At 31.9% G+C, this 26,420-nt stretch carries 35 protein-coding genes; 6 read left to right on the top strand and 29 right to left on the bottom strand.

Translation table 11 applies throughout. The features are described 5' to 3' along the window. Positions 1-17: 17 nt before the first annotated feature. The 21 genes from HLB29_RS00770 to HLB29_RS00670 form a co-directional block, all read right to left on the bottom strand. Positions 18-353, bottom strand: coding sequence for a hypothetical protein (locus HLB29_RS00770; protein WP_185623255.1), 336 nt, complete (start codon positions 351-353; stop codon positions 18-20). After that, on the bottom strand, positions 350-523 hold the full coding sequence (locus tag HLB29_RS00765) for a hypothetical protein (RefSeq protein ID WP_243155055.1): 174 nt from the start codon (positions 521-523) through the stop codon (positions 350-352). Before HLB29_RS00765 ends, HLB29_RS00770 begins: the two co-directional genes overlap by 4 nt. A gap of 55 nt (positions 524-578) precedes the next feature. Continuing rightward, the gene (locus HLB29_RS00760) at positions 579-917 is read right to left on the bottom strand and encodes a hypothetical protein (RefSeq protein WP_185623253.1); all 339 of its coding nucleotides are present in this window, start codon (positions 915-917) and stop codon (positions 579-581) included. After that, a complete protein-coding gene (locus HLB29_RS00755) occupies positions 904-1,299 on the bottom strand; it encodes a phage Gp19/Gp15/Gp42 family protein (RefSeq protein ID WP_185623252.1) in 396 nt (131 codons plus the stop codon). Before HLB29_RS00755 ends, HLB29_RS00760 begins: the two co-directional genes overlap by 14 nt. Before the next feature lie 2 nt (positions 1,300-1,301). Then, positions 1,302-1,628 (bottom strand): hypothetical protein, encoded by a 327-nt coding sequence (locus tag HLB29_RS00750; RefSeq protein ID WP_185623251.1) that lies wholly within the window; start codon positions 1,626-1,628, stop codon positions 1,302-1,304. Position 1,629: 1 nt separating this feature from the next. Then, positions 1,630-2,514 carry a phage major capsid protein gene (locus HLB29_RS00745; protein WP_185623250.1) on the bottom strand — a complete coding sequence of 295 codons (885 nt, stop codon included), beginning with the start codon at positions 2,512-2,514 and terminating at the stop codon, positions 1,630-1,632. A gap of 4 nt (positions 2,515-2,518) precedes the next feature. Continuing rightward, entirely contained in the window at positions 2,519-2,989 is a 471-nt protein-coding gene (locus tag HLB29_RS00740) for a hypothetical protein (protein WP_185623249.1), read from the bottom strand. A 73-nt stretch (positions 2,990-3,062) separates the two neighbouring features. Then, the gene (locus HLB29_RS00735) at positions 3,063-4,478 is read right to left on the bottom strand and encodes a terminase large subunit (protein WP_185623248.1); all 1,416 of its coding nucleotides are present in this window, start codon (positions 4,476-4,478) and stop codon (positions 3,063-3,065) included. Positions 4,479-4,563: 85 nt separating this feature from the next. Beyond that, positions 4,564-4,809: a hypothetical protein gene (locus HLB29_RS00730; protein WP_185623247.1), complete on the bottom strand. Its 246-nt coding sequence runs from the start codon at positions 4,807-4,809 to the stop codon at positions 4,564-4,566. Next, the gene (locus tag HLB29_RS00725; RefSeq protein WP_185623246.1) at positions 4,802-5,926 is read right to left on the bottom strand and encodes a VG15 protein; all 1,125 of its coding nucleotides are present in this window, start codon (positions 5,924-5,926) and stop codon (positions 4,802-4,804) included. The genes HLB29_RS00730 and HLB29_RS00725 overlap by 8 nt, the downstream gene beginning before the upstream one ends. Positions 5,927-5,930: 4 nt before the next feature. Then, positions 5,931-7,385 carry a phage portal protein gene (locus tag HLB29_RS00720; RefSeq protein ID WP_185623245.1) on the bottom strand — a complete coding sequence of 485 codons (1,455 nt, stop codon included), beginning with the start codon at positions 7,383-7,385 and terminating at the stop codon, positions 5,931-5,933. A 194-nt stretch (positions 7,386-7,579) separates the two neighbouring features. Continuing rightward, a complete protein-coding gene (locus HLB29_RS00715; RefSeq protein WP_207719482.1) occupies positions 7,580-7,963 on the bottom strand; it encodes an HNH endonuclease in 384 nt (127 codons plus the stop codon). Positions 7,964-8,108: 145 nt separating this feature from the next. Further along, positions 8,109-8,657, bottom strand: coding sequence for a site-specific integrase (locus HLB29_RS00710; protein WP_185623244.1), 549 nt, complete (start codon positions 8,655-8,657; stop codon positions 8,109-8,111). 95 nt (positions 8,658-8,752) lie between these two features. After that, a complete protein-coding gene (locus HLB29_RS00705; protein WP_091993347.1) occupies positions 8,753-9,262 on the bottom strand; it encodes a hypothetical protein in 510 nt (169 codons plus the stop codon). A gap of 29 nt (positions 9,263-9,291) precedes the next feature. Beyond that, entirely contained in the window at positions 9,292-10,242 is a 951-nt protein-coding gene (locus HLB29_RS00700; protein ID WP_185623243.1) for a hypothetical protein, read from the bottom strand. 278 nt (positions 10,243-10,520) lie between these two features. Further along, a complete protein-coding gene (locus tag HLB29_RS00695) occupies positions 10,521-11,030 on the bottom strand; it encodes a hypothetical protein (protein ID WP_185623242.1) in 510 nt (169 codons plus the stop codon). Between the two features lie 44 nt (positions 11,031-11,074). Continuing rightward, positions 11,075-11,464 (bottom strand): single-stranded DNA-binding protein, encoded by a 390-nt coding sequence (locus HLB29_RS00690; RefSeq protein ID WP_185623682.1) that lies wholly within the window; start codon positions 11,462-11,464, stop codon positions 11,075-11,077. A 94-nt stretch (positions 11,465-11,558) separates the two neighbouring features. Continuing rightward, on the bottom strand, positions 11,559-11,819 hold the full coding sequence (locus tag HLB29_RS00685; protein WP_185623241.1) for a hypothetical protein: 261 nt from the start codon (positions 11,817-11,819) through the stop codon (positions 11,559-11,561). Between the two features lie 15 nt (positions 11,820-11,834). Next, positions 11,835-13,166, bottom strand: a complete 1,332-nt coding sequence (locus HLB29_RS00680; protein WP_185623240.1) for a DnaB-like helicase C-terminal domain-containing protein — start codon at positions 13,164-13,166, stop codon at positions 11,835-11,837. Next, complete coding sequence (locus HLB29_RS00675; RefSeq protein WP_185623239.1) at positions 13,147-14,010, bottom strand: Lin1244/Lin1753 domain-containing protein; 864 nt, start codon at positions 14,008-14,010, stop codon at positions 13,147-13,149. The genes HLB29_RS00680 and HLB29_RS00675 overlap by 20 nt, the downstream gene beginning before the upstream one ends. A 296-nt stretch (positions 14,011-14,306) precedes the next feature. Beyond that, positions 14,307-14,486 carry a hypothetical protein gene (locus HLB29_RS00670; RefSeq protein ID WP_185623238.1) on the bottom strand — a complete coding sequence of 60 codons (180 nt, stop codon included), beginning with the start codon at positions 14,484-14,486 and terminating at the stop codon, positions 14,307-14,309. Between the two features lie 173 nt (positions 14,487-14,659). Between HLB29_RS00670 and HLB29_RS00665 the strand changes: the two genes are divergently transcribed. Further along, entirely contained in the window at positions 14,660-14,869 is a 210-nt protein-coding gene (locus HLB29_RS00665; protein ID WP_185623237.1) for a DUF3892 domain-containing protein, read from the top strand. 8 nt (positions 14,870-14,877) lie between these two features. On the opposite strand, the gene HLB29_RS00660 is transcribed toward HLB29_RS00665, so the two are convergent. Beyond that, positions 14,878-15,216 carry a helix-turn-helix domain-containing protein gene (locus HLB29_RS00660; RefSeq protein WP_185623236.1) on the bottom strand — a complete coding sequence of 113 codons (339 nt, stop codon included), beginning with the start codon at positions 15,214-15,216 and terminating at the stop codon, positions 14,878-14,880. Between the two features lie 67 nt (positions 15,217-15,283). On the opposite strand from HLB29_RS00660, the gene HLB29_RS00655 reads away from it, so the two are divergent. Continuing rightward, positions 15,284-15,505: a hypothetical protein gene (locus tag HLB29_RS00655; protein WP_185623235.1), complete on the top strand. Its 222-nt coding sequence runs from the start codon at positions 15,284-15,286 to the stop codon at positions 15,503-15,505. Here the strand turns inward: HLB29_RS00655 and HLB29_RS00650 are convergent. Then, complete coding sequence (locus HLB29_RS00650) at positions 15,499-15,717, bottom strand: DUF739 family protein (protein ID WP_185623234.1); 219 nt, start codon at positions 15,715-15,717, stop codon at positions 15,499-15,501. The two genes, HLB29_RS00655 and HLB29_RS00650, sit on opposite strands and share 7 nt — an antisense overlap. A gap of 159 nt (positions 15,718-15,876) precedes the next feature. Here HLB29_RS00650 and lexA point away from each other — a divergent pair, with 159 nt between their 5' ends. The 4 genes from lexA to HLB29_RS00630 all read left to right on the top strand — a co-directional run bounded on the left by lexA (position 15,877) and on the right by HLB29_RS00630 (position 19,775). Continuing rightward, positions 15,877-16,494 (top strand): transcriptional repressor LexA, encoded by a 618-nt coding sequence (gene lexA, locus HLB29_RS00645; protein ID WP_185623233.1) that lies wholly within the window; start codon positions 15,877-15,879, stop codon positions 16,492-16,494. A gap of 48 nt (positions 16,495-16,542) precedes the next feature. After that, positions 16,543-17,148, top strand: coding sequence for an HIRAN domain-containing protein (locus tag HLB29_RS00640; protein ID WP_185623232.1), 606 nt, complete (start codon positions 16,543-16,545; stop codon positions 17,146-17,148). A 285-nt stretch (positions 17,149-17,433) separates the two neighbouring features. Continuing rightward, on the top strand, positions 17,434-18,579 hold the full coding sequence (locus HLB29_RS00635; protein WP_185623231.1) for a thermonuclease family protein: 1,146 nt from the start codon (positions 17,434-17,436) through the stop codon (positions 18,577-18,579). A 131-nt stretch (positions 18,580-18,710) separates the two neighbouring features. After that, a complete protein-coding gene (locus HLB29_RS00630) occupies positions 18,711-19,775 on the top strand; it encodes a tyrosine-type recombinase/integrase (protein WP_185623230.1) in 1,065 nt (354 codons plus the stop codon). Positions 19,776-19,850: 75 nt separating this feature from the next. On the opposite strand, the gene guaA is transcribed toward HLB29_RS00630, so the two are convergent. The 6 genes from guaA to HLB29_RS00600 form a co-directional block, all read right to left on the bottom strand. Next, complete coding sequence (guaA, locus tag HLB29_RS00625; protein ID WP_185623229.1) at positions 19,851-21,386, bottom strand: glutamine-hydrolyzing GMP synthase; 1,536 nt, start codon at positions 21,384-21,386, stop codon at positions 19,851-19,853. Positions 21,387-21,532: 146 nt separating this feature from the next. After that, positions 21,533-23,143: a chaperonin GroEL gene (gene groL / locus HLB29_RS00620; protein WP_185623228.1), complete on the bottom strand. Its 1,611-nt coding sequence runs from the start codon at positions 23,141-23,143 to the stop codon at positions 21,533-21,535. Positions 23,144-23,154: 11 nt separating this feature from the next. Beyond that, on the bottom strand, positions 23,155-23,439 hold the full coding sequence (locus tag HLB29_RS00615) for a co-chaperone GroES (protein WP_185623227.1): 285 nt from the start codon (positions 23,437-23,439) through the stop codon (positions 23,155-23,157). A 93-nt stretch (positions 23,440-23,532) separates the two neighbouring features. After that, positions 23,533-25,011 (bottom strand): cardiolipin synthase, encoded by a 1,479-nt coding sequence (gene cls / locus HLB29_RS00610; RefSeq protein ID WP_185623226.1) that lies wholly within the window; start codon positions 25,009-25,011, stop codon positions 23,533-23,535. A 9-nt stretch (positions 25,012-25,020) separates the two neighbouring features. After that, positions 25,021-25,929: a DNA-3-methyladenine glycosylase family protein gene (locus HLB29_RS00605; protein ID WP_330604293.1), complete on the bottom strand. Its 909-nt coding sequence runs from the start codon at positions 25,927-25,929 to the stop codon at positions 25,021-25,023. Positions 25,930-26,019: 90 nt separating this feature from the next. Then, entirely contained in the window at positions 26,020-26,418 is a 399-nt protein-coding gene (locus HLB29_RS00600) for an Asp23/Gls24 family envelope stress response protein (RefSeq protein WP_185623225.1), read from the bottom strand. Positions 26,419-26,420 lie beyond the last annotated feature (2 nt).

Here is a 26,420-nt window from a genome sequence, read left to right as displayed (position 1 = left end):
ATTTATACCTCACTTTCTTAATAATGCTTGATGTCAAATACGGCCTGGTACCTATATTTTTTTGTTTCAGTATCTGTAAAATTATAATCAGTATTTAACTTTACAAACGCTACTTCATCAAGCATTACCATATTTTCGACAATTTTTTTTACTTCTTCATTTAACTTAGCAGCCTCATACATTGACTCTGCATATGATTGAAAAACAAAGGTAGCAGCATAAGTTCTGTTCCTTTTGCTACTACCTGTCTTTTCAAAAATAACAAACCTTTTAGGTTCCTTATTCTGATGCTCCATAAATACTGGAATTTTTAAATTTTCATCTAAATATTTTTTAATTACTAACTCTATCATTTTAATGCCTTCAACAAAGTATTATTTTTTTTATTATCCCTTACTCCTTTAAAAGTTGATGCAAAAACCATTGCATTAACTCTGTTTTTGCCAACATATGAATTTTGATCATAATCACTTCCGCATCTATTCTTTATCTCAACAGCCATTTTCTCAACAATCTCCTTCATTTGAAGACCTTTCAGTATGCTCTTTACACCAGCTTTGTTCAAGATAAATTTATACTTACTCATAACTTTCAACCATCACTTTCTTGTTCCAACCTAGAGGAATTAAATCTTCAATCCCTTCTAAAACTGCACCAAAAGTTTTATATCTTTCCCCAAATACTATAACCTCCCTATCTTCCCAAGCATTTGTATCGCCTTTAGGAATGCCAAGGGTATATACGGCTTTTTTCCCTGTCAGATTTAGCTGATTTGCAATGTCATCTGTAGAAGATGGTGATACCAATACATTGTCAACCGCTATTTCTTTAACGTCAAATATAGCATTTCCAAAAGGATCTTTACCTACTTCCACTTTTTCAATCAATGTAATCCTAACTCCTCTAATCTTTCCCATAGAAATCAATCACTCCAAACCTTTGTTTTTTTAGCCCTAACCTAGCAAGTTCAGACTTTTTAATAAAAAGACCTCCGCCTGGAATAAGATACGTGCCACTAAAGCTATAACCTAAAGCACTCTCACTTGATGAAATCATTGGTTCCGAATCAGTTGATGTCATCAAGGTTCTAGCTACTACATCAACTACTACTGATTTTACGATAGACTTAAAAGAATCTCTTTCATTAAACATCTTATCCAAATCTTTTCCAACTTTTATAGCTTCTTCCCTTAGACTATCAGATACCAAGATTAAGAGTTCACTAGCTCTTTGTTCTTCATCTTCTCGCAAATCTCTCCATAGTACTCTCAAATCTTCTATAGTTGCAAAACTATCCATTGCTATTTACCTTTCATCATCAGATCATACAAAGCCTTTTTAGTAGATTTAGGATTATATTTAATGCCAAGTGCATCAAGTTCTTGCATTATATCTTTTTTCGCAATCGAATCTAAATCACTAGTCTTATCACTATCTATATTAGTATCTCCTTCGCTTTCAATGCTGGTTACTTCAGTTCCATTATTTAATTGTTTATTCTCGATCGTTTCAATGCTTGAAGATGCATTACCTTGATCCATATCAGCATGCTCAATCCAATCGCCACCACTTATTACACAAGGGCTATCAATGATAGCCCCAGTTCTTTTATTTTCATATCTGTTCATGTTATGCCTCCACAACTCTTGCAAATGAATTTGCATCCATAATACCCCAACCAATGTATAATTCCGCTCTTAAATATACCTGGTTGTATCCCTTCAAATCCTTTCCAGAATTGTCAGGATCGCCATACCTGATTACTTCAAAAGGAACTTCTTTTGCATACCCCCATTTAAACATATTCATAAAATCCCCCAATATAGCTCTATCCTTAACTGTCTTATTTTCTACAGTTTTATTAATATCAATTTTAAGCCCATTTATTGAACCAGGATTTGCACCCCAAGATAATTCTGGAAATGCTTTTACACCGTTAATTTTCATTTTCGCTAATGCTGATGAAAATATTGGAGAAAAAGCAGCGCCAGTAACTTCGCCCTCCGAACCATGTATTACCGCAACAGCAGCCTCAATATTGGCATCTGGATCACCGGCATCATACACCACTGTTTGAACTACAACATTATCAAAATGATTATCTCCAATTACTGATGATGCTTCACCAGTTCTTGGATTAATGCCATGAAATGCCATCAAATCTAAACCTTTTGCAACTTTAGCAAATCCATCATTGAAAGCCTTTAAAATATCAATCTTTTCTTCTTCAGACGCATACATAAATTCATCAGAAATTCTGGCACCATATTCTACTTTTATTGGAATAATTTTTATTGGTTCAACACTTACTCCACCGTGCGCCTTCTTACCATTTTCAGCAACAACATCAATCTCATTGTCAAGACTAAAAGTAAACTCCTTTAGTCCATTAAATGGTATTGGTGTATGCTGAGATAGTATAGCTAAAGAAGATTTTCCCTTAACTTTACTTATTAAATCTGTGACCAATGATGGTTCAAATAATGTTCCTTTTGATAATTCTGTTTTTGACATATTTTTACTCTCCTTCTAATTCTAATAATAATTTCTTATAGCTAGTATCCTCATTCACTCCAGCGGGTTCCAAATTTTTTAATGGCGGAGCTTTAAAAATTCCATTGTTTGATACATATTCCGACATATTTCTTGCATCAGCTTCTATCTCTTCTTCAGTTTCTCCTTGCAGTCTCTGTGCAATAGTATATGGAATGTTATTCTCTAATGCTATCTTTAATTTTAAATCACTCAATTCATGATTTTTGATTTTAGCATTTAAACCCTCTACCTTATTAATATGTTCCTGCTTTTCACTGTTTAGAGTATCTATTTTTTCTTTTAATCCAGCTATTTCAACTTGCAAATCCTCATTAGCTTTTTTAACCTCATCGAATCCTTTATATTTCTCTTCGATTTGAGTTTTCTGTCTCTCAAGTCTATCAGCTATTATTTTATCTAGCTGATCTTGAGTTTCTATTATTTTAAACGACATCTTAAATACCTCCATTTTTTACCTTGTGTCCAAGTATTTTTTTTACATAAAAAAAGCACCCATAAGGATGCAATTAGTATCTAACTTTTTGTTTTTTAACTCTTTTTGTATTATTTTCTGTACACATCCAATGTGCAAGAATCGCACTATCCATTAGTGCTATCTCCTTGTCTTCAAAGAGTGCTTTGTACCCAAATCCACCTTGCGAACCAATGAGTCTCTTGTCACAATTTGTTACCACATCGGTAAGGGATGGTTGATTGTTATGTCTAATGCACTCTTGGAATATTGCCTGTTCCCATTTCATATTAGCAATGATTATTTCTTTTACTGTTGGAAATATTGGTTTTATTTTCATTTTTTGTTCTTTCAGTTCAGACTCCAATATAGACTGTGTCCCAGCTCCATCAATAACTAAATTTTTGATATTAGCTGCACATAGAAAATCAATTATCCATTTATTACCTGACCTTATATTTCTACAGTCAATCGATTCCACAAATACTTTTCCTGACAGAGTTTTTACCGCAATGCTAACAGCCACATTAGTTCCATTTTTCCCATACTTTATTCCACAAAACAAATCTCCTATAAATTTAGGTATTGCGTTGACTTTCAATCTTTCCCAATCCTTTTGTGATATAGCAGATTTCTGATTATATTTAAGCCATAGCCCTAGCCTTTGTATATTGAAGTCTATTTCATCCTTGCCAATTTCATCTTCAATACTTCTTTCAGTAAAGATAACACCTAATGATGGATTTGTCTTATACCACAATTCCTTATCGCGTATATCGGACATTTCATCCACTGACCACTCAGCCCATCCAGTATTTTTAGATCTGCCATCTAATACATTATCCCTCATATCAACAAATACTGTCCCAGAGCTTACCATTGTCGGTGGAGTTCCACAAAATATAGTTTGTGGATTCTTCGAATCAGTTACAACATACTTCAATGCTGATTCTTGATCTTGAGTGTATTCCTGTGCCTCATCTATTATCAAATAATCAAATCCTTCTCCTAAACCGCCTTTTGCTGATCTAGTCCTAAATGATAATGAACCATCATATTCACCAATCATCTCAATTTTTTCAAGACCCATTTGTCTCAATGCTCTAAAATCCTCTTTTTCTACAAAGCCATAATCATTAAGCAATTTAATGAGCCTCTCAAAGGCACTGTGAGATGTTGTGGTTCTGTGTGCAGTATGTAGTCCCTTTTCGCCTTTTAATAAGCCTCGCAATTCCCTAATAGCAACAACTTCATTTTTACCATTTCTACGAGGAATAGAATACCCAAACTTAGTATGTGTCCACAAACCATCTTCATTTATTCCTAATATCTCTTTAAGTAGGTTCTCTTGCCATTTTTGAATCTTCCTTCCTGTATTTTCATACGTTTGTACTGCAAATTCGCAATCATTACTTTTAGATGGCAAGTACCTATATTGTGTAGGTGTATGACTACCCAATCTTTTAGCCATCTCATATACCTCCATTTTTTACCTTGTGTCCAAGTATTTTTTTACATAAAAAAAGCACCTCAACATCTACCGTCAAAGTACTTCTTTAAAAAAATTGCCTTAATTCTATGTCTGAATCGATATATACAGCTCCAATTTGAAAATCATTGACAACCCTTAATTCCTTACCACCAATATCATAATATTGTAACTTAGAATTGTCTACATCATGTAAAAACAAGCCTTTTTTTATCCCATGAATATGTTGTTCCAGTGCTTTGCACTGTCTATTAAAAATATCTTCATCATATTCAGTACATATAGTATAGTCATACTCATATTTTTTACTCATAGCCACTCCTTTCTATGCCTAGAGAAACATCAATATTTTTATTTGACTTTTTTGACGTTTTAACTATGTCAATATAAGCCTGTTCTCTAGTCATATTCTTCCTTTTCATTTTCTCTTCGACAAATTTCTCAAAATCTGTATTGATTGGTTTATTTTTTTCTAAATATTCTCTTGCTTCTGCATCATCCATTAATTCCCTTGCTTGAGATCTTATTTTATTTCTCAATTCAAAAGCCTGTATAGCCTGTTCCTCAATTGATTTAGTTTTATCCACCAAATTGTCTATTTCATCAAGTTTATCATGATACCAAATTCTGACCTCATTGTTACTTAATTTATTAACATCATTATACCCTCTTTTTGAAAATGTTTCAATATTGTGGTTGTTTGTTTTAGCATTTTTTTTCTGATCGTTTCCTACTTTATGTTCTTTTTTGGACCACACATTGACTGGTTTTTTATATCCTTTTGGCGTATATGTAACAACACAATTACAATATGCATGTCTTTTATACACATCTGGAGATTCATCACCATAATTATATTGACCTGCTAAATTTTTACACCAACTACACGCATTAGAATGAACCACTCTAGTGATTTGAGGCTTTAATCCCAAATCCTTATGTATCTTTGCATTTGCTTTTACAGTATCATCTACAATTTTTTTTGCAAATGTTTTAACAGGTTCATCCAACACCCACTTCACTTTATCGAAATCATCACTAGAAACCTTATTAATCAATCCTTCAATTCGTTCTCGTGAAATTTCGGCAGCAACGCCATTTATGTTCATTCCTGATTGTTTATTAAGCACAGTTTGCACATCTTTTGCAAATTCAGACACTAATTTATGATTATAACCTAAAGTTTCACCTATCACTTTTTCAGCAATATTGTAATACATCTTTCTATTTGGCAAATCATCAGCATTTATGAACAAATCAAAACTACTAGCAAGCATATTACCTATTTCAACAGAAAAGTTATATGCATCTTCATAAGTGGCTGTTTTATTATCAATAGTTGCTACAAGATCTATCAACTTTTTATTATTTCTATACTTTCTATTAAAATCTTCCAAGATATTTTTAAGTAATTCTGGCGATATATCCAACGTGCTACACCTCTCGAATTATACTTGTATTCTCTAACATTTCAGTTGCTTCCTGCTCTTCATACCCCATTGACACTAAAAGTTTTATTCCATTCTCTCTTGATAGGACACCTTTTTGGTAATTTGATAGTAATGATGTAATTTCGTAAGTCGATATAATTCTACTTTTCTGTTTATCTCTTTCCTGTAATTTAAAACTATTGTTTTCCACATTCAACAAATTTATTTCTGAACCACCTTTTATTCCTGTAAGATCATGCAATGTCTCTGAAGTAATATATCCTGGTACCGCTTGGTTGAGCTTAATAACGCCATCTCCAACAACGGATAATGTAGATGCATCTGGCTCGAATATTGGCTCCCATTTCACTTTCACATCACAAAATACATCCCTTGCATAATCTTTATTATCTCTTACGCAACAACTGAGATATGCCACATTTAAAAAACCAATGCTAAAACATCTTTGAGCACTCCTTACCATCAACCTCAAATTTTCGTGACTTGCTTTGATTGCCTCACTTGAACTTGGATTATCAGAAACAAAGCCCAAATCATCTATCGTTAGACCAGTTTCTCCAGCAAATAAATTTGCTGTCATTCTTAATTGTTCTATAAATGGCGACATACTGTGCGCAGAAAATTGACCTAATGTAGGCTTATTTCCATCTGAATCTTGGTCTATTCTAAGCATAGATGTTATTGTCGCTTTCCATGTATCAAAGGATTCTGCGTCTGACTCCATACCTACTATGTATTTTTGAGGGAATGAATAAAATTCAGCAGTTATATCAGCTCTTTCAAGTGTTCGTTTTGCACTTTTTTGTAAATACATTGCAGCACGCGATATCCTACTTCTACCAAAAGGTCTTACTGCATCCGGTCTGTATATAATTGGAACCAAAAGCGGATGTGCTGAACTATGTTTATATGTATCATCAATTTGATTATCACGATATATAATTGTTTTGAATGGCAAAAAATGTGCTTCCATTTTAGGTTTGCCTCTATCTCGTTCAAGAACTGCATATCCTTCTTTAAGTAACCCAGTTATTGGATCTATTATTCCTGTAGCATTACTAGCCTCAATCACTTGTAATCTTGGATTTCCTCTCTCATCTTTTGTTATATAAATAAAACAGCATGATGCTATTAATGCACTTAATATTGCAGAATCAAACAAAATATCTGGATTATTCAACTTAAATATATCATTTAAATTAAATATATCCTTATTATCCTCAAACTCTCTAAATATCAATCTATCAGCAATTGAATCAACAGCTTTTGCACACCAGCCAAGAGTAGATCTATATAGTGCTTTCAAATGAGATGGAATAGTTACTCCAATATCTTTTTCTACTCTATGCATATCATAATTCGAATATCTTATGTCAACACTTACTTTGTGCGAATTCAGTTTCTTTCTAAGATATTCAATTCCGTATTCTATTGCCATTTTCACAACTCCTTTCGTATCTCCGCGAATATGTACAGTAACGGCGGGAACCTCTTACGTTGCCCTCTAGGGGGTAATATGCCCCCAGTAAACTGAATCATCACTATTAAAAATTTTATTTTTCATAAAACTTTATAATTTCTTTTTTTAAATTACTGAAAATAAATTCATTCAAAAATTTTTAATTATTTTACTTATTTGTTATTGTTTTTTCTTCCATAAGCCACCCAATCTATTGATTTAGGTAGATTCCTATTTGAAAGAACAATATTTATATCTTTATCACCAACTCTATTTATCGCCAGCATCTTATCACTCTTTTGCCTGTTACATGTAGAATGAGCTAATTGGAGATTGTTTATATCACTTGGGTGACCACCTTTGCTTAAAGGAATTATATGGTCAATACACGGTGATAAAGGATGTGGAGGTTTTAGTGTTTTATCAACAGGCTTACCACATATTCCACATATACTATCTGTCTTTAAAATTCTTTTTCTATTTTTTTCATATGCTGTTCTATGCGCACCTCTATCTGGTCTAAATTCTGATTTTTTTATATATATTCCTCCTTTCAAAATGTTACATATCTTATATTGTGTTACATTTCATTATTATTTATTTATATCTATAGAGCTATTAATATTTCAATATCTCTATCTGTTTCAATCTTGGTATTCAATTTAAAATGTTACGTTTACTCAATATGTAACATTTTGTAGATTAAAAATATCTCATAGAATCATAAGCACTTGAGATTGTGTCTTGATTTATGCCAATATACTTTAATGTTATACTTGGATCACTATGATTAAATATATTCTGTAATACTGCAATATTTTTGGTTTTATTGTAATAGTTATATCCAAAAGTTTTACGCAAGCTATGAGTGCCTGTATTTTCAACCCCAAATCTTTCACAGGTTTCTCTGATAATCCTATATGCCTGCTGCCTGGTTATTGGATTCAATCCTGTCTTTGAATTTGCAATTAAGTATTCATAATCATTTTTGTCTACTACATAGTTATCCAATTCTTTTTTTAATATTCTATTTAACTTGATAGTCTTATATTTATTCGTCTTTTTCTCCTTAATCCTTAGGTGATCCTTATTAATAACATGTTTAACCTGCAACTGAAGAATGTCAGACACTCTTAATCCCGTATATAACCCAAGTAAGAATAATAAATAATTTCTTGTATTTGTCATTTTTAAGTAGTTCAGAATGTCTTCTAATTTGTTGTTATCACGTATTGGCTCCACTATGTTCATATATATCACCTCACTTTCTCAACTTTTATTTGCACGAAAAAAGGACCTCTCTGGGTCCTTTTTTTCTTATAAGTTATTAGTCATCATTACTATATCTAATGTAATTTTTCTATATCATCCTTCATATTTTCCAACTCGTCTTTAGTGAACGGACACCTATCATCATACACAATCTTTATTATACTCTTTATTTTACTTGATGACTTAATAAATAGGCTGACTCCTACTATGGTTAATACTATAAGTACATAGGTCGCAATTTTAAAAATCACAATATTTTTTAGAATACCTAAAATCAATATCAAATATAGCGCCGAGGAAAGAGAGATTGATACTACTGAAAATTTAAAGTTAATAGATACTAACCTTTCTCTTTCGGCAATTATTCCGCTCCCTCTTAATTCTTGAATTATACTTTCAGATGTAACACTCAGTATTTTACTTTCATTATTCGTACTAAACCCACATAATATTGAATTGATAGTTATAAAAAAAAGAAATATATTACCAAAATCATTAATCCTCACTATTGTATTTTTAATGAAAAGAAAGCACATACATACCAACACAATTAGCACAATTAGATACTTAAATATTTTTTTCATTTTCAGCCCTCCCCCCATCAAAGAGAATACTATTTTTTCATTTTACTAAATATTTCCTTCTTTTCATTGTATGCTGTTTTCAAAGCTGATAGATATTCTGTTTTTAATTCTTCCAAATCATGAGAATGTTTCCTTCCATTCTCATATCTGTATAGTTTTACATCAATCGTGTATTTATAATACAAGGACATTAAATCATATTCTTGTTTCTTTTCATTTTTAGTGCTACCTTTTATTTTAGCTTTGTTTAGTTTTTTGGCTTTTACACCTTCCTTAAGAGAATCTATTGCATTCCTTACAACATCTTTATTATCTAATATAAATTTATCTCTATCAGCTTTTAAATATATACCCACCTTATTTTTATTCTCTTGCATTTGAAGTAGCGTCTTATCATCTAAATTTAATATATGCTTCAAGAAAGAGCTATCTATATCAGCAGATTCAAACTCTATAGATTTTATTTTTGAATAGTCATTTTTATAAAACGCATTTAACCCATATTCATTAGGTATTGGAAATGAAGATACTACTCCTTCACCCTCAAAAATATTCACTATATCATTAAAACTAAAATGTTTCGCCCCTCCTTTAGTATTCGTAATGCATAAAATGTTACTTGAATACACAAAATAAAAATAATTAACTAACTGAATTCCTCTCTTTATCTCCTCTTCTGCCGTCAAAACATCCTCAAGTGAACCACTTTCATAATCTCTTTTACCTATTGTTCCAGCTTTGCTCGGTCTGCCTAACCTTCCAAAGAAAAAAGTTTTATTGTGTTCCAAAACATCAAGAACAATTCTTTTTTCATCATCTTCTTCGTTCTTATCGTACAAGTTTATGCTGATATACTCACTCTTTGATTTACCATGTTTCTTTCCATATTTCTCTATAATGTTTTTATGTTTTAAATAAAGACTTTCTTTTTCATTTTCTCTAATTTTAACATCATAAAAATACACCGTCTTAACCGCCATTAACTATTTTCCCCCTAATATAATCATTCTTACCCTAACTATACCAAAGGAAAATATTTTCCACAATATATTATAGTCAAATTTACAAAAATTAAACGAAAAAATAACACCCAGCAAAGGTGCTATTTTTTTTAATAAATATATTTTTAGGGAGGTCATGAAGCCTGTCTACTTAAGTCAAAGAAGGTGGTAATTAGTGATTCACAATGACTACCACCTTCATCTTCCACAATACCATGATATCATCTTTCAACGCTTTTTTATTCCCTACTTTTCCCCTATTTATTCCTTTTTTGGTTGCCAGCAAATCTTTCTATTATTTCACTAAAAACCCTTTGTGGCTCAATTGAGTTTAGTGCGCTATAAACAGTGCTGCTCCTTAAACTATTGTAGATATTTTTATTTATATTCATCATATCCATTATTTTTATTCTGGAATATTTTTTTACATAGAATAAATCATAAAAAATTTTCTGATCGGAATTAAAATTATTATACGCTCTATCCATTTTAACTTTATGATCCAGCAAAGCCTTCATTTCAAGTTCTTTTCTTGAGAGTATTTCATGCTTTCTAATAACATTATTTTCCAACATATTATTAACCGAGTTAGTAGGGCTTACTTTAATATTATCGTATGAGATTCCATTGCATCCACCGTCAATCTCAACCTTTTTAATATCTTCAATTTCTCTTTCCAAAATCTCTATTGTTAGCTTAAGAAATTCATACTCGTGAAGCCATTTATCAATACGTCTAAAGTCACTTGAACGCTTTGTTTTAGCCATACATATACCTCCTTGCCAACATACTTTTAAAGAAATTCATGCTTTTAAAATGGAACATCATCATTATCAACAGCTTCAAAGGATGCTGGACTTTCACCCTGTTCAGATTTTTCACCTTTCTTACTATCCAATGCTTGAATATTCTTACCTACAACTTTTGTGAAAGTTCTTTTCTCATCATCTTTTTCGTACTTTTCTATTCGTATTGAGCCTTGTATTGCTACTGGCCTACCTTTTGTAATGTAATTTGCACAAAACTCTGCAGGCTTTCCCATTAATTCCACTGGTATAAAATCAGTAGTAGTGGAGCCATCTTTATTTTTATAATCTCTATCAATAGCTAATGTGAATGCAGCTACTGGTGTTCCTGTAGTTGGTATATATCTAATTTCAGGATCTTTTGTGAGCCTGCCAATTAATACCACACTATTTATATTTGCCATAATAACCTCCTGTTTGAAAAAATTATTTTAAAAGTGTGATTTAATTCTAGCAGCCAATAACTGAACTAAATCATGTTATTCACCTTTAATTTCTTATGTGTTTATTCCTTTCGAACCACTTATATCTTGATAGTCCTCTTTCCTTTGCTAATTTAGATAGCCCTTCAAAATTTTTTACTAAAGGATATATTTTTTTGCAATTTTGTAATATTTCAAAATATGATCCCCAGTGCGGGTTATCAAAATATTCCTTATCGCTCAAATCCAAGTTGTAAAAATATATTTCAGCATTTTCAAGTCGTTTTAGATTATCCAGATATAACTCAACTGCCTCAATCTCTGTCATTTCAAATCCCCCTTTCTAAAATGGAGCGTCATATGCATCACTTTCGGTAAAACAAATTTGATCCAACTGAATGTATTTATAATCTCTGTTTCTCTCGTCAGAATTAATATAAAATCTTTTTCTGATTTCATCGAAATGCAAAACCCTCTTAATCCCTTGTTTTCCAGTTACACGATTTTTCAATATCACGATTCTAGTAATATCATCTTTATCGTCAATGGTTCTTGTCAACAAAAACTCATAATCAGCCAAATTAACCACTTCAGATGCCCCACTAACATCATGCATATGGTATTTTTCACGCCGATCTTTTTTCTTTGGATGAGCCACTAAAATCACACACAAGCCATGTTTTCTTGCTAGCGACTTTAAACTTTTGGACAAATTTTTTTGCTTTTCAAGCTCTTCATCTCCTGAGTTTTCAACCGTCATCATATTATCTATAACAACCAATTTCAAACCTTTTTCCCTAGCCAGATAATCAATTGTAACTGTTATATTTTCAATATTTGCAACACTCTCTTCGTTAAATAGAAACAGCCTATTTTTAATCCAGCTCCTAATCGCATTCTCTCCCCTAGAATTCACATCATAATATGTTCCGTTAGCACCCCTATACTCTTTCAAATCCTCAACATTGGCAACAGTTCTCATGAACCACTGCAATGTGTTAAATGCTGTCAATTCTCCAGAGTATATCAGTGCCTTATATCCACTAGCAATATTATGTGCAATGATTTGATTTAACAGAGTTGATTTTCCACTGCTAGGCTCACCAGTCAGTACTGTGAGACTTCCAAATACCAACCCATTAGTCAAATAATCCAACTCAGAAAACCCTAACTGTAAGCCAGAATTCATTTCAACTCGCTTAATTTCTGAAATATCACAATACAGTTCTTTAACTTCACTATCAGTACTAGCATTGTTTAATAAATCTGCAATACTGCTTTTAATTTGAGACATAGAGTTGTTCTTCATCTCGCCAACAATATCGTTAATCTCAGCCACAATACGTCTTTTAAAGCTCATTGTCTTAATCTCAGATATGTAATAATCAAGACTTGTTACTATCCCAGCCAGAGCCATCGCAGTTACATCTGATGCCTCTATACTTCCACCAGCTGACCTTACGTATGAAATTAAACTAACCGCCTCAATAGGCTTATTTGATTTAAATAGCTCACTCATGCAATAATACACAAATCCGAATCCTTGTTCCATAAAATCATCCGGAACAACACCTGAATCCATACATTTGACCATACATGAGTTGTCAGAAATAATACAACCCAACAGCGCTGTCTCAGCTTCAATATTTGCAAAACTAATATCTATCCCAACCATACTCCCCTCCTACATTATCACTTTGACAAATTCCTTTAGGTTTCAATTTTGCCGCTTTCGGATAAAGAGCGTCAAACTGCTGTCTAAGTTTTGACGTACTCCGTATATTGTTCCACCAAAATTCATCTTGTTGACAAAACCTAATGACTTTTTCAACATCATCAACACTCCTTTTATCAATTCGCAACATTAAATCAATGTGTTTCGCCCACTCTTGTAAATTAGGCATTTTAAATTTGTCATTATTCATTTTCAGCAACTTGAAAAGAAGATATGCAAGTCGAAACTCGTTCGAGTTTTGACTATATATTTCTTTACTTTTCTTTTCTTTACTTTCCTTTTCTTTGCCATTTTTTGCCATACTTTTGCTATCTTTTGCTATAGTGTTGCTATCTTTTGTATTGACATTGCTATTATCTTTTATAACATAACTATTGCAAGCTTCTATTTCGTCAGTCTCAACACCAGCAATATCGCCATCAATCTTATTCCATTTCTTTTCAGCACCTTTTTTGCCAGCGTCAGAACGTTTCTTTTTAATACTATCTTTAATTTCCATTCTTTCAAGAAATCCTTTTGAATAGAATGAATTACCATCCTCAGAAATCTCAAATAAATCGAAATCTTCAACCACTGATCTTATTTTTTCAACATCAACTCTAAAATCAAACGCCAGTATCTCATAATCTCTTAGTGATTTATATTCTTTTTCATCTCTTAGTCTTTCCAAAAGAGCAAAATATATTCCATAACCTTCCATGCCAAGCTTCATTCTTAGTTTTATTATTTTGTCAGAATTCCTCGCATTGCTGTCATGTGAAAAATAATTAATTACATTAGCCATAACAAATCTCCTAAAAATATATTCATATCACCTTTTTTCTGATATAATATTAAGTGTAAGTTGTTAGCGATTGACTTTAATTAGTCGTCGCTTTTTTATATATTATCTTGAATAATACTTATTACATCATCAAAAGTTAATCCATATTTATCCATCAACTCTATTAATCTTTCATATGCATCTTTCGTTTTATTATCCATGCTACACTCCTATTTATTTAATCATTTGCCCATCTCAAATACATTGAGATATATTCTACTACAATCAAAAGTATGTACTTAAATGCACCAACTAAATCAATTCTCATCAATACCATACCTTTCTTTGAAATAAACCCTTGGAACCTTTCCTCTAACAACTCTAAACCCTTTTTCTTTTAACTCTTCATTAAGTTCTCTGATTACTTTGTATGCATATGCTTCTGACATACATAATATTTTCGATATCTCCTTTACCTCAATAAAATAATTATTCACTTCTCATCACCTCGCTTTCTAAAATATCTATATATAGTATAATATTGTCTATATTTTTTATTTTGCACTATATATTGATTATTTTTTAGTGCCATGCTATAATATACATGAGTGCAAGTTTTCTTGTAAAATTTCCAAAACTCAATTGTATTTTTTCTTAAAGGAGTGATTAAATGCCAAAAAGAATTTCAGTAACAAAAGAATCTTCAACCGGTAGAAACACACATTTTGTTGATAACAATACCGGAAAAACAATGACAAGAAATCAATTTGTAAAGGAAATAAACAAAGGTAACTACGAAAATTTCCATGTTAGAAATATTAACGGAGTTGATACTCCAGTGTCTAACCCTGACAAATCAAAAAACAATAATCTAGGTTAAATTATTTTTTACTTGCACTCAACTTTGTATCCATCTCGTTCAATTATATTAGAACTTGTAATACTTGCTATCAATTCATTTGACTCATTTGTTATATTGATACATCTAACAATTTTATCACCCAGTACTATTTCAGTTGGCAAAAGAAACATTTCAATATCTAATTCAAATTTCTTAAAATATCTATCTAATTTTTGATAAGTACGCACTCCTACCGTACATTTTTCCGATAGTAATTTGTCTAGATGCGTTCTACTTATTCCCAAATCTTTAGCAAATTTTCGTTTTGAAATATTTTGCGTTGATAGAAAATATTTAATATCTTCTACACTTAAGATTTTTCCCATCACATCTCACCTCACTTTCTTTTTGTGTGATATAATCAAAATAACTATATTAATACGGAGGTATTCTATGATTGATTACAAGCAAATGAGACAATCTGTTCTCCATAGCGACAACTTGAAAGTTGAAGAAATAACTAGACTTAATGAACTTATAAAGTTGAACGAACAACATTATAAAGAACTAAAAAAAGATTCTATTCTTTCAACCAAAATAGCAATCGCTACTTTAATAGTGTCAGCTTTATCTCTTATCACCTCACCTCTTTTTTATACGGTTTTCCGTTATTGATGTTTAAAAAAAATTTCATCTGCTTCCGATATAGTACATCCAAATAATTTGCAAGCTGTCATTATCTCTGTTTGGGTAAATGGCACACTATTATTCAGTCTTTGAGATAAACTTGTACCTGAAATACCAATTGCCTTTGCAAAGTTACTTTGAGTTCCACATTTTTCTCTAATTAAACCTCTGAGTTTACTATAATCATACTTTACTGTCATATTCATATCCTCACTTTCTTATTTATACGGTTTTCCGTTTATATTTCAAGTATAGTTTACTTCATACAAAAAGTCAACAGTTTTCTGTATTATTTTTTCTTTTCTATTTACTTTTTGTACGGAATACTGTATAATTCGAGCTAAGGAGGTGAACAACAATTGGAAACATTTTTGGTTAGATTTAAAAAAATACTTGAAGATAAAGGTATTTCACAAGCTGAATTATCAAAATTGACTGGAATTAGAGCTTCTTCTATTTCTGACTATTATAATGGCAGATATATGCCAAAACAAGATAAAATAACATTATTAGCAAATGCACTAGATGTAAGTCCATCTTGGCTTTCGTGTGTGGTTGAAGATGAACCAGACTTATCAAATGTAAAAAATATAATACTTCCTCAAGCAATACCAGTTCCAATAGTCGGCACCATAGCTGCAGATACGCCAATATTTGCTGATGAAAACATAGAGGATTATCTATATATGGATAGAAGTTTGAAGATAGATTTTTGTCTTAGGGTCAAAGGTGATAGTATGATTGATGCCAAAATATATGATGGAGATATAGCTTTACTGAAAAAACAATCAACTGTTGAAAATGGCGAAATAGGTGCAATTATTATTGATAATGAAGCAACACTAAAAAAAATCTATAAAACCGACGATTCACTAATTTTAAACCCTTGCAATGCAAACTATGAGCCAATTATCGTAAAAGAAGATTCAGAGGTATATATTGCTGGAAAATTGGTGGGAGTCATCCATAAATTTTAAATACTATTTAAGAATTAAATATATATATGATAAAGGAGAGTGTTTACCTTGGGTCTACTTAGCATTATTAATAAAACATCTGATTCCGCTGACATTTTTGAATTAAGAGAAAAAGTCACTAGTTCATATTACTTTCAGGAAAATGTAAATAAAATCTATGAAGAATATTTAGAACCATACGACGAGTATGGTGGATTGACTAAAAAAGATTTTTTGGATAACCCTGTTGGATACATAAAGTATAAAATACCTATTAATGCTACTTTTTCATGTTCTGTAAAGCTTGTAAAGGAGCCCAAAAATATACATGATAAAAATGCCATAAAAATAATGGCCAATAAGAAACAAGTTGGATATGTTCCGACTTCATTATTACCAACTGTTCATAAGCATTTCAACACAATAAGCTCTGTGCAACTAATTCCACAAGGTGGGCCGTACAAGCAAGTTGTAATTGATGAGTTTGGAATTCAAAAAGTAGTAACTATAAATACAGATTTTAGCTTTTTTATTTGCATTAGATATAAAACTGGAGCAATAAAAAATTCAATTAAAAATACAGCAAATAAAGGAATTCAATTTGCAAAAGATAAAGAAGTTGCTGATAAGGCTCTATTAAGTATTAAATCACTAAAAAATAAATTAAGAAAATAATGTATAGATTGTAACAGTTGTTATTAATAGTGAATTTACTTTAAAAAATTCACAAAACAGATTATTAATCAATACTAAACCCTTGCAATGCAAACTATGAGCCAATTATCGTAAAAGAAGATTCAGAGGTATATACTGCTGCTAAGCTAATTGAAGTAGTCCACAAGTATTTACTTAAACTAGCGAATACCTTATAGTATTTAGTTCTTTTTGTGCGTATTGAATAGAAAACATTTATCATAATCTTTAAAATTTTGGTATAAATTTTTTATGGAGGTATTTTTTATGAAGAAGAAAATTGGAATTTTTAAAATCATCAAATATGGATTATTATTTTTCTTTGCAATATTTCTTGCGCCTTTGGCAATAGTATTGGCTGGAATATACGGTATATATTATGCGAAGAAAAATAAATTTAAAATACAAGAAAAATTCAACCTACCCAAAAACAAATGGTACTCAAATCCGGTTTTATATTCACTAATGGCTTTTGTTTTATCTTTTTTTGTTGCTGGCAAAGTCGGAGATGCTATATATTTAAACTCATCTCAACAAACAGTAACTCAGCAAACTAAAAAACAGGAAAAAGTTGGTAATGAACATTCTAATAATAATTCTAAAAAAGTTATTGTAGCCGATAAAGAGATTGAAAATAACGATAAAGCTAAGAAAGAAACGGAAACTAAAGAGTCTGTAGATAACTCAATTAATAAAAACACTAACTCTTTCTCTGAGGCAAAAGTAACAAAAGTCGTTGATGGGGATACAATATACGTTAATTTAGATAATAAAGAGTACAAAATTAGAATGATAGGCGTAGATACTCCTGAGACTGTTCACCCTAGTAACCCAGTTCAATTTTATGGAAAAGAAGCTAGTGATTTTACAAAAAACTCACTAAACTCTAAAACTGTATATCTCCAAAAAGATGTTTCTGAAACTGATAAATATGGCAGACTTTTGAGATATGTGTGGTTGGCACGACCAAATACGAACGAACCAACAGAAGCTGAAATTATCGATAAAATGTTTAATGCAAAACTTATAAAAGACGGGTACGGTCAAGCTTATACATATCAACCTGATAGTAAATATAGCGAATTTTTTAATAAATTGCAAAGGGAAGCTAGAAATAACGGAATTGGATTGTGGAATGAAGCGAAATCACAAGAATTTAATCAAACTGCTGATTCAAATTCTACTAACTCAAAATCCGTCAATTCAAATTCAGAAAGCACTGATTCGAGCAATAGCTTTGGAAAGGATTATAGTGCTGACACAACATATGGAAAAATTAAAGGTAATAGCAAGAGTATGATATATCATGTTCCTGGTGGTGCTTCATACAATAAAATTAGTAAAAACAATGTTGTTTATTTTAATTCAGAGGAAGAAGCTCAGGCTGCAGGGTATAGAAGAGCGAAAAGATAATTTTACAAAAAATAAGAAGTAGCTGAATCTTGGCGGAACACTACTTCTTATACCGTACACAAATAACTCACTGAGTGAGCCTATTTGCTGTACCTACATTATAACATAAAATTGAAAGTAGGTGTATAAAAATGGGGGTATATAAAGATAATTCTACTGGACTTTGGAGAGTCCAAATTTACTATACAGACTATAAAGGCGAGAGTCAAAGAAAACAGAAAAAAGGGTTTAAAACCAAAAAGGAAGCGAAACAATGGGAGTCAGATTTTATTAACTCCTTAGATGTTACAACAGATATAATATTTATTCATTTAGTAAATAATTATATGGATGATTTATCACCTAGATTAAAGGTTAGTACTATGTCTACAAAGAAAAATATAATAGACAAACATATACTACCCTTTTTTAAAGACATAAAAGTAAAAGATATATCTCCTTTACTTATTAGGAAGTGGCAAAACGCAATTTTAAAAGAAGGTTACTCTAACACATTCACAAAGACAATAAATAATCAAATGAGTGCCATACTAAATTATGCAGTCTCATTTTATGGATTACAATCTAATCCGGTTCGAAAAGCAGGTAGCATAGGTAAGAAAAAATCTGATGAAATGAACTTTTGGACATATGATGAATACAAAATATTCATATCAAATATTACCAAACCTGAGGATAAAATTATATTTGAGATATTATATTATAGTGGAATGAGAATAGGTGAAATGTTAGCACTCACACCAACAGATATTAATTTTGAAGAACAAACTATATCTATTAATAAGTCTTTATCTGTTATTAACGGTATAACATATATAACTGAACCTAAGACAGAAAAAGGAAAAAGAATCATTGGTTTACCCGAATCAATCATGAATCAACTTTCATCTTATATGAAAACAATATATTGTCTTGAAAAAGATAATAGAATCTTCACATTTGCAAGATCATACCCAGCTAAATTGATGAATAAGTATATTAAAGATACTGAATTGAAAAGAATAAGAACGCATGATTTTAGACATTCACATGCCAGTTTACTAATAAATTTAGATATAAATATTATGACTATAGCGGACAGATTAGGACATGAAAAAGTAGATACAACATGGAATACATATGGACACCTATACCCAAATAAAAGAGTTGAAGTAGTGGATAAATTGAAATCACTTGAACAGACAGAAAATAAATAACTCCTTTTTAACTCCCTATATATAAAACAAAACGCTAGAACCCTTGATATATAAAGATTCTAGCGTTTTCATTATCTATTCCCACTCAATAGTCGCAGGTGGTTTGCTTGTTATATCATACACGATTCTGTTTATATGATCTACTTCATTTACAATTCTTATAGACACCTTATCCAATACCTCATAAGGGATTCTAGCCCAGTCAGCGGTCATAAAGTCAGAAGTTCTCACACCCCTTAAAGCAAGGGTATAGTCATACGTTCTAAAGTCGCCCATTACTCCAACAGTTCTAGTGTTAGTAAGGACTGCAAAATACTGATTTATATCCTTGTCAAGGCCTGCCTTAGCAATTTCGTCTCTAAAAATAAAATCTGCATCTCTCAATATATCCAGTTTCTCTTTAGTAATATCGCCCATCACTCTTATAGCCAGACCCGGTCCCGGGAATGGTTGTCTATATACCAAATAGTCAGGCAATCCTAGTTCCAAGCCTAGTTTTCTTACTTCATCTTTAAATAGAGTTCTTAAAGGTTCAATTATTTCCTTGAAGTCGACGTGCTCCGGTAATCCACCCACATTGTGATGGCTTTTTATTACCGCAGATTCACCAATACCTGATTCCACTATATCGGCATATATAGTTCCCTGTGCCAAAAAGTCCACTGAACCTATTTTCTTCGCTTCTTCTTCAAATACTCTAATGAATTCTTCACCAATTATTTTTCTCTTCTTTTCAGGATTTTCTACCCCTGCAAGCTTTCCTAAAAATCTGTCTTCAGCGTTTACCCTGATAAAGTTCATTCCTGAATTTTTGAAAGCCGCTTCTACTTCGTCACCTTCATTTTTTCTCATTAGACCATGATCTACAAATATACAAGTCAACTGATTTCCTATTGCCTTAGAGATAGCTGCAGCTACTACTGATGAGTCGACACCGCCTGAAAGCGCAAGAAGAACTTTTTTATCTCCTACCTTTTGTTTTATTTCTTCTATACAATCCGCAGCATAACCTTTCATAGACCAGTCACGTGATACTTTACATATATCAAGGAAATTACTTAGTATTTTCTGTCCAAATTCTGTATGTTCAACTTCCGTATGGAATTGTATTCCATAAAATTTATCTTTTACATTCTGCATTGCAGCTACCGGACAAGCTGATGTAGTAGCTATTACTTCAAAGTTTTCCGGCATTTTTTCTACATAGTCAACATGACTCATCCAAGTTTTTTGTATTTCAGATGTTCCTTTAAATAATGAAGAATTATCTTTTATTTTTGTTTCAGTTTTTCCGAATTCCCTTGTTGAAGCCGTGCTTACTACTCCGCCAAGCATCTGAGTCATTATCTGCATACCATAACAAATTCCAAGAATTGGTATACCTAGTTTGAATATTTCTTCATCTACTTTTGGAGATCCGTCTTCATAAACAGAATTAGGGCCTCCTGTAAATATTATTCCTTTTGGATTCAGTTCCTTTATTTTTTCTACACTTATATTATATGGATAAATTTCACAATATACATTGTTTTCTCTTACCCTTCTCGCAATTAATTGGTTATACTGTCCACCAAAGTCAATTACCAATACTATTTCATGGTTATGATTCATTTATGTCTCCTTCCATTTTATATAATAAGTTTTGTTTTAATTAATATGCTCTATTATACCATATTTCTTTTAATCGTTAGCATTTTTATAATGACATTATAAAGAAAATTTTAGACCTTGAGCTTATCTCAAGGCCTATTTTAAATTTACATCATTGGAGGCATAGGAGGCATATCATCATTTCCAGGTATATCCGCAATTGCTGCTTCAGTTGTCAAGAATACACTTGCTATTGATGCTGCATTTTGAAGTGCACTTCTACTTACCTTAGTAGGATCGACAATTCCGGCTTCTATCATATTTACATACTTTTCATTTAATGCGTCAAATCCTATCTGAGGTTCTGAATTAATTACATTTTGAATTATCACCGAACCTTCTAAACCTGCATTGAATGCTATTTGTCTTAATGGTTCTTCCAATGCCCTTTTAATTATTTTTGCTCCAAGCTCTTCTTCCCCGTCAAGTTCTTTTATCAACTCGTCTACTGCCGGAACCACACTTACAAAGGCAGTGCCACCACCGGCAACTATACCTTCCTGAACAGCCGCTTTTGTAGCATTTAGAGCATCTTCTATTCTTAATTTTCTTTCTTTCATTTCTACTTCAGTGGCTGCACCTACTTTTACAACGGCAACTCCACCGGATAATTTTGCAAGCCTTTCTGATAGTTTTTCCCTATCAAAATCGGATGTAGTTTCTTTTATCTGCATCTTTATTTGATTTATTCTCTGTTCTATGTCTACCTTATTTCCTAATCCACCGACTATTGTAGTTGTTTCTTTATTTACCTTTACAGTCTGTGCTCTTCCCAACATGGATAGTTCTACTTCTTTCAAGTCAAATCCCAATTCCGTAGATATATATCTACCGCCTGTAAGTACGGCAAGGTCTTCCAACATGGCTTTTCTTCTTTCACCAAATGCAGGTGCTTTTACGGCTACCACATCAAATGTACCCCTTAATTTATTTACTACAAGTGTAGAAAGGGCTTCACCTTCTAAGTCTTCGGCTATTATCAATAACTTTCCTCCACTTTGTACCAACTCTTCAAGTATTGGGAGTATTTCCTGGATATTGCTAATCTTCTTATCAGTTATCAGTATGTATGGATTTTCAAGCACTGATTCCATTTTTTCTACATCATTTACCATATATGCAGATACAAATCCCCTATCAAATTGCATACCTTCTACTGCCTCAAGTTCAGTGACCATTGATTTGGACTCTTCAATAGTTATTACTCCATCTTTGCCGACTATTTCCATGGCCTCTGAAATTAATTTACCTACTTCTTCATCGCCGGCGGATATAGCCCCTACTTGTGCTATTTCTTCATTTGTATTTATTTCCTTTGAATTTTTCTTAAGTTCTTCTACCGCTATTTCTACGGCCTTGTTTATTCCTTTTCTTAATAATATCGGATTAGAACCCGCCGTTACATTTTTTAATCCCTCTCTAATTATGGCTTGAGCCAGTACAGTTGCTGTTGTAGTACCGTCACCTGCCACATCGTTAGTCTTTGTTGCGACTTCTTTTACTAGCTGTGCTCCCATATTTTCAAATTTATCTTCAAGTTCAATTTCTCTCGCTATAGTCACACCATCGTTTGTTATTAATGGAGCTCCGAATTTCTTGTCTAAAATTACATTTCTGCCTTTTGGTCCAAGTGTTACTTTTACAGTGTCAGCAAGTTTATTGACACCACTTTCTAATGCTGTTCTAGCGTCTTTTGAAAATTTAATTTCCTTTGCCATTTTTCACCCTCCTAGTCTTCTAATACTCCTACTATGTCTTCTATTTTTATTACGATAAATTCTTCATTTTTCAATTTTACTTCTGTACCTGCGTATCTATTGTATATTACATGATCCCCTACATTCACTTCCATATTTATTTCTTTTCCGTCTACTGTTCCGGATCCAACAGCTACTACCTCTGCAAATTGAGGTACTTCCTTAGCTGCCCCTGTAAGTATTATTCCACTGGCAGTTTTTTCTTCCGCCTCAACTTTTTTTAAAACAACTCTATCGCCTAATGGCTTGATTTTCATGATATCATTACCTCCATTTCATATAATTCTTTTTAGTATACATAAAATATATTTACAAAAACCTTTATACTATATATTATACTTCTTTTATAATTATAGTAAAGGTGAAAATAATCTTGCAATAGATTCTGCCAATCTTACTACAATATTTCTGGTTCTGAAATTTTCTTTTAACAACTCTTTTGAATTATCCTGATCCAAGTAGAATAAATCAGTAATTTCTTTTATCAGTTCTTTATCATATATAAATGCGTTCACTTCAAAGTTGAGCATAAAACTCCTTAAATCTATATTTGAAGATCCAACAGATGCTATTTCATCATCCACAATTATCATTTTTGAGTGAATAAAACCGGGTTGGTATAAAAATACCCTGCCACCTGCCGCCAATACTTCTTCAAAATATGAGTATGACGCTATATTTACCGCATAATGATCTATTATAGAAGGGAATATTATTCTCACATCCACACCGCTTAAAGATGCTGTCTTTATAGCTTTTAATAGACTTTCGTCAGGTATAAAATATGGTGTTTCAATATATACTCTTTCCTTTGCCTGACTAATAGCAGAAAAAAATGCATAGTGAATGTCTTCCCATTTGCTATCTGGACCGGTACCGACTACCTGGATAGCCTTATCACCCAAACTTTCTATTCTAGGAGTAAAATCTTCATCAGTTAAAATCTCATTAGTGGTCAAATACCAGTCTATCAAAAATATCATTTGCAGCATATGAGTTGCCACACCTTCAATCCTAAGGTGAGTGTCCCTCCAATACCCAAATTTTTTCTTTTTGCCTATATACTCATCGCCTATATTTAATCCCCCCATGTATCCCACTCTACCATCAATTATAGCTATCTTTCTATGATTACGATAATTTAATTGTCCACCGAGTAGAGGGAATTTTGTAGGCAGGAATGCAGCGTATTTCACTCCTGCTTCCTTTAAATCATGTAAAAAATCCCTTTTTATTTTAAATCTCCAACAGGCCAGGTCATCATATAAAATTCTTACATCTACTCCTTGTCTTGCCTTTTTTATCAGGGCTTTTTTTACCTTTTTCGCTATCTCTCCATCTTTTATAATAAAATATTCCAAATGTATATGGCTTTTAGCAGCTTCTATATCTTCTAATAATCGAGCAAATTTTTCATTACCATCTTTATATATTTCTACCTTGTTATTAGTAGTGTATGGAAATTGACCCAAATTAAATAATAACCTTATTACCCTTTCTTTCATGGGTGATACATCTTTAATAAGTTCTCCATCGTCCAACATCTTTTTTTGAAGGTTTACTATATGCTTTACAACTTCTAAATTTTCAAATAGCTGTCTTTCGTTCAGGTTTTTAGATTTTGTTTTTGCTTTAAAAAGCTTATGTTTTCTGATATTTCTTCCTGAAAAAATATATATCATTATACCGATACCCGGCAATAATACAAACATCATCATCCAAGACAGAGTTTTAGAAGGGTCTCTATTTTCAAGCAATATACTCATAGATATAATTATACCTACTATATACGATAATATTGTCACAACTACGATTATATTTAAATACATAACTGTCTCCTATTTACCTATCTCAAGTTCTCTTACATAATAAAACAAGTACTGTTGAGCAAATCCGGCGTCATCACCGAATAAATCCATTCCATACTTTCTCATTTTAGGTAGGCTCATTTCTTTTGCATTGTAAAATTCCTGCATAACTCTTTTTACCCATACATCAACTGGAAAAGAATTGTATTTTCTCATACCGAATAAAGCTATACAATCAGCAACCTTTGCACCTACCCCTTTAAATTTCATCAGTTCCTTATGGCAAGTTTCAGAATCCATTTCTAAAAAGTCATTGATATTTATATTATTTTCTACTATATCTTTTGTGGTGCTGTATATGTATTTATCTCTAAATCCAGTCTTACAGTCTCTTAATTCTTCAACCGTCGCAACACTTAATTCCTTAGGATCTGGAAAAGAATAATATTTTTTACCCCTATATTCACCAATACATTTCCCGTATCTTTGACATATATTATTTATAGCCCTTTGTATCATCGGAATTCTATTATTTGAAGATATTATAAACGATATAATCATCTCCCAGCCATCTTGTTGTAAAAGCCTTATTCCCCATCCAAAATCGACTGCATTTTTCAAATTTTCATCAAACTTGACAAATTCTTTTTTTAATAGAGAGTAATCTCTGCCTAAATCAAAATATTCAAACCATATATTTTTAAAATCCTTTAGATTAGTATTATCTATAACTATATCTTTTCCGTCTCTTTTTACATTTATGACCTTCCCCATAGCGACACCTGTATATGAGCCATCTTCTTCCCCAATCCATCTAAAACACTGTCCACAATCAAATATATGAACCGGATCAAAGTCTTTTACATCCTTTACTATAACCCCGGTTTCATATTCATTTACTACATAATCATCTAAATTTTTAACTTCACTTATTATCACTATTTTTTTCTTTTCCTTTCCTGTAATACAACATACCTTTCAGTTTTTAAATAAAGGCAACTACACAATCGCATAGTTGCCCCTCAGTAATTACTGATCTAATCTCGCTCTAAAATCTTCAGTATCTAATACATCTTCTATTTTGGCATTTACTTCTACCACTCTAAGACCTGTCATACTAAATACCTGACTTTCAATTAGAGTCTTCAATTCCAGATATTTTTCTCTAGCATTTTTTCCAAATTCCAATATTAATCTTAAATCAACAGCAACTTCTGTTTCTCCGACTTCAACATTAATTCCGGCACCGCTATTTCTTCCTACTATACCGGAAAAAGCTCCTCCTCCACTTCTTACAAGAGCTACACCATCGACATTCTTAAGTGCCATTCCTACTATTTTAGCAATTACCTGCTCGTCAAATGTCAATTTACTATTATTTATCTCTACCAATTCCACACTATCTTGATTGAATTCATTATTTTCCATAA

This window comes from Peptostreptococcus canis, from assembly GCF_014229965.1.
In the GTDB taxonomy this organism is placed as follows: Bacteria; Bacillota; Clostridia; order Peptostreptococcales; family Peptostreptococcaceae; genus Peptostreptococcus; species Peptostreptococcus canis.
The sequence above is the reverse complement of the archived record's forward strand: the minus strand, read 5'-3'. Positions and strand labels throughout refer to the sequence as shown.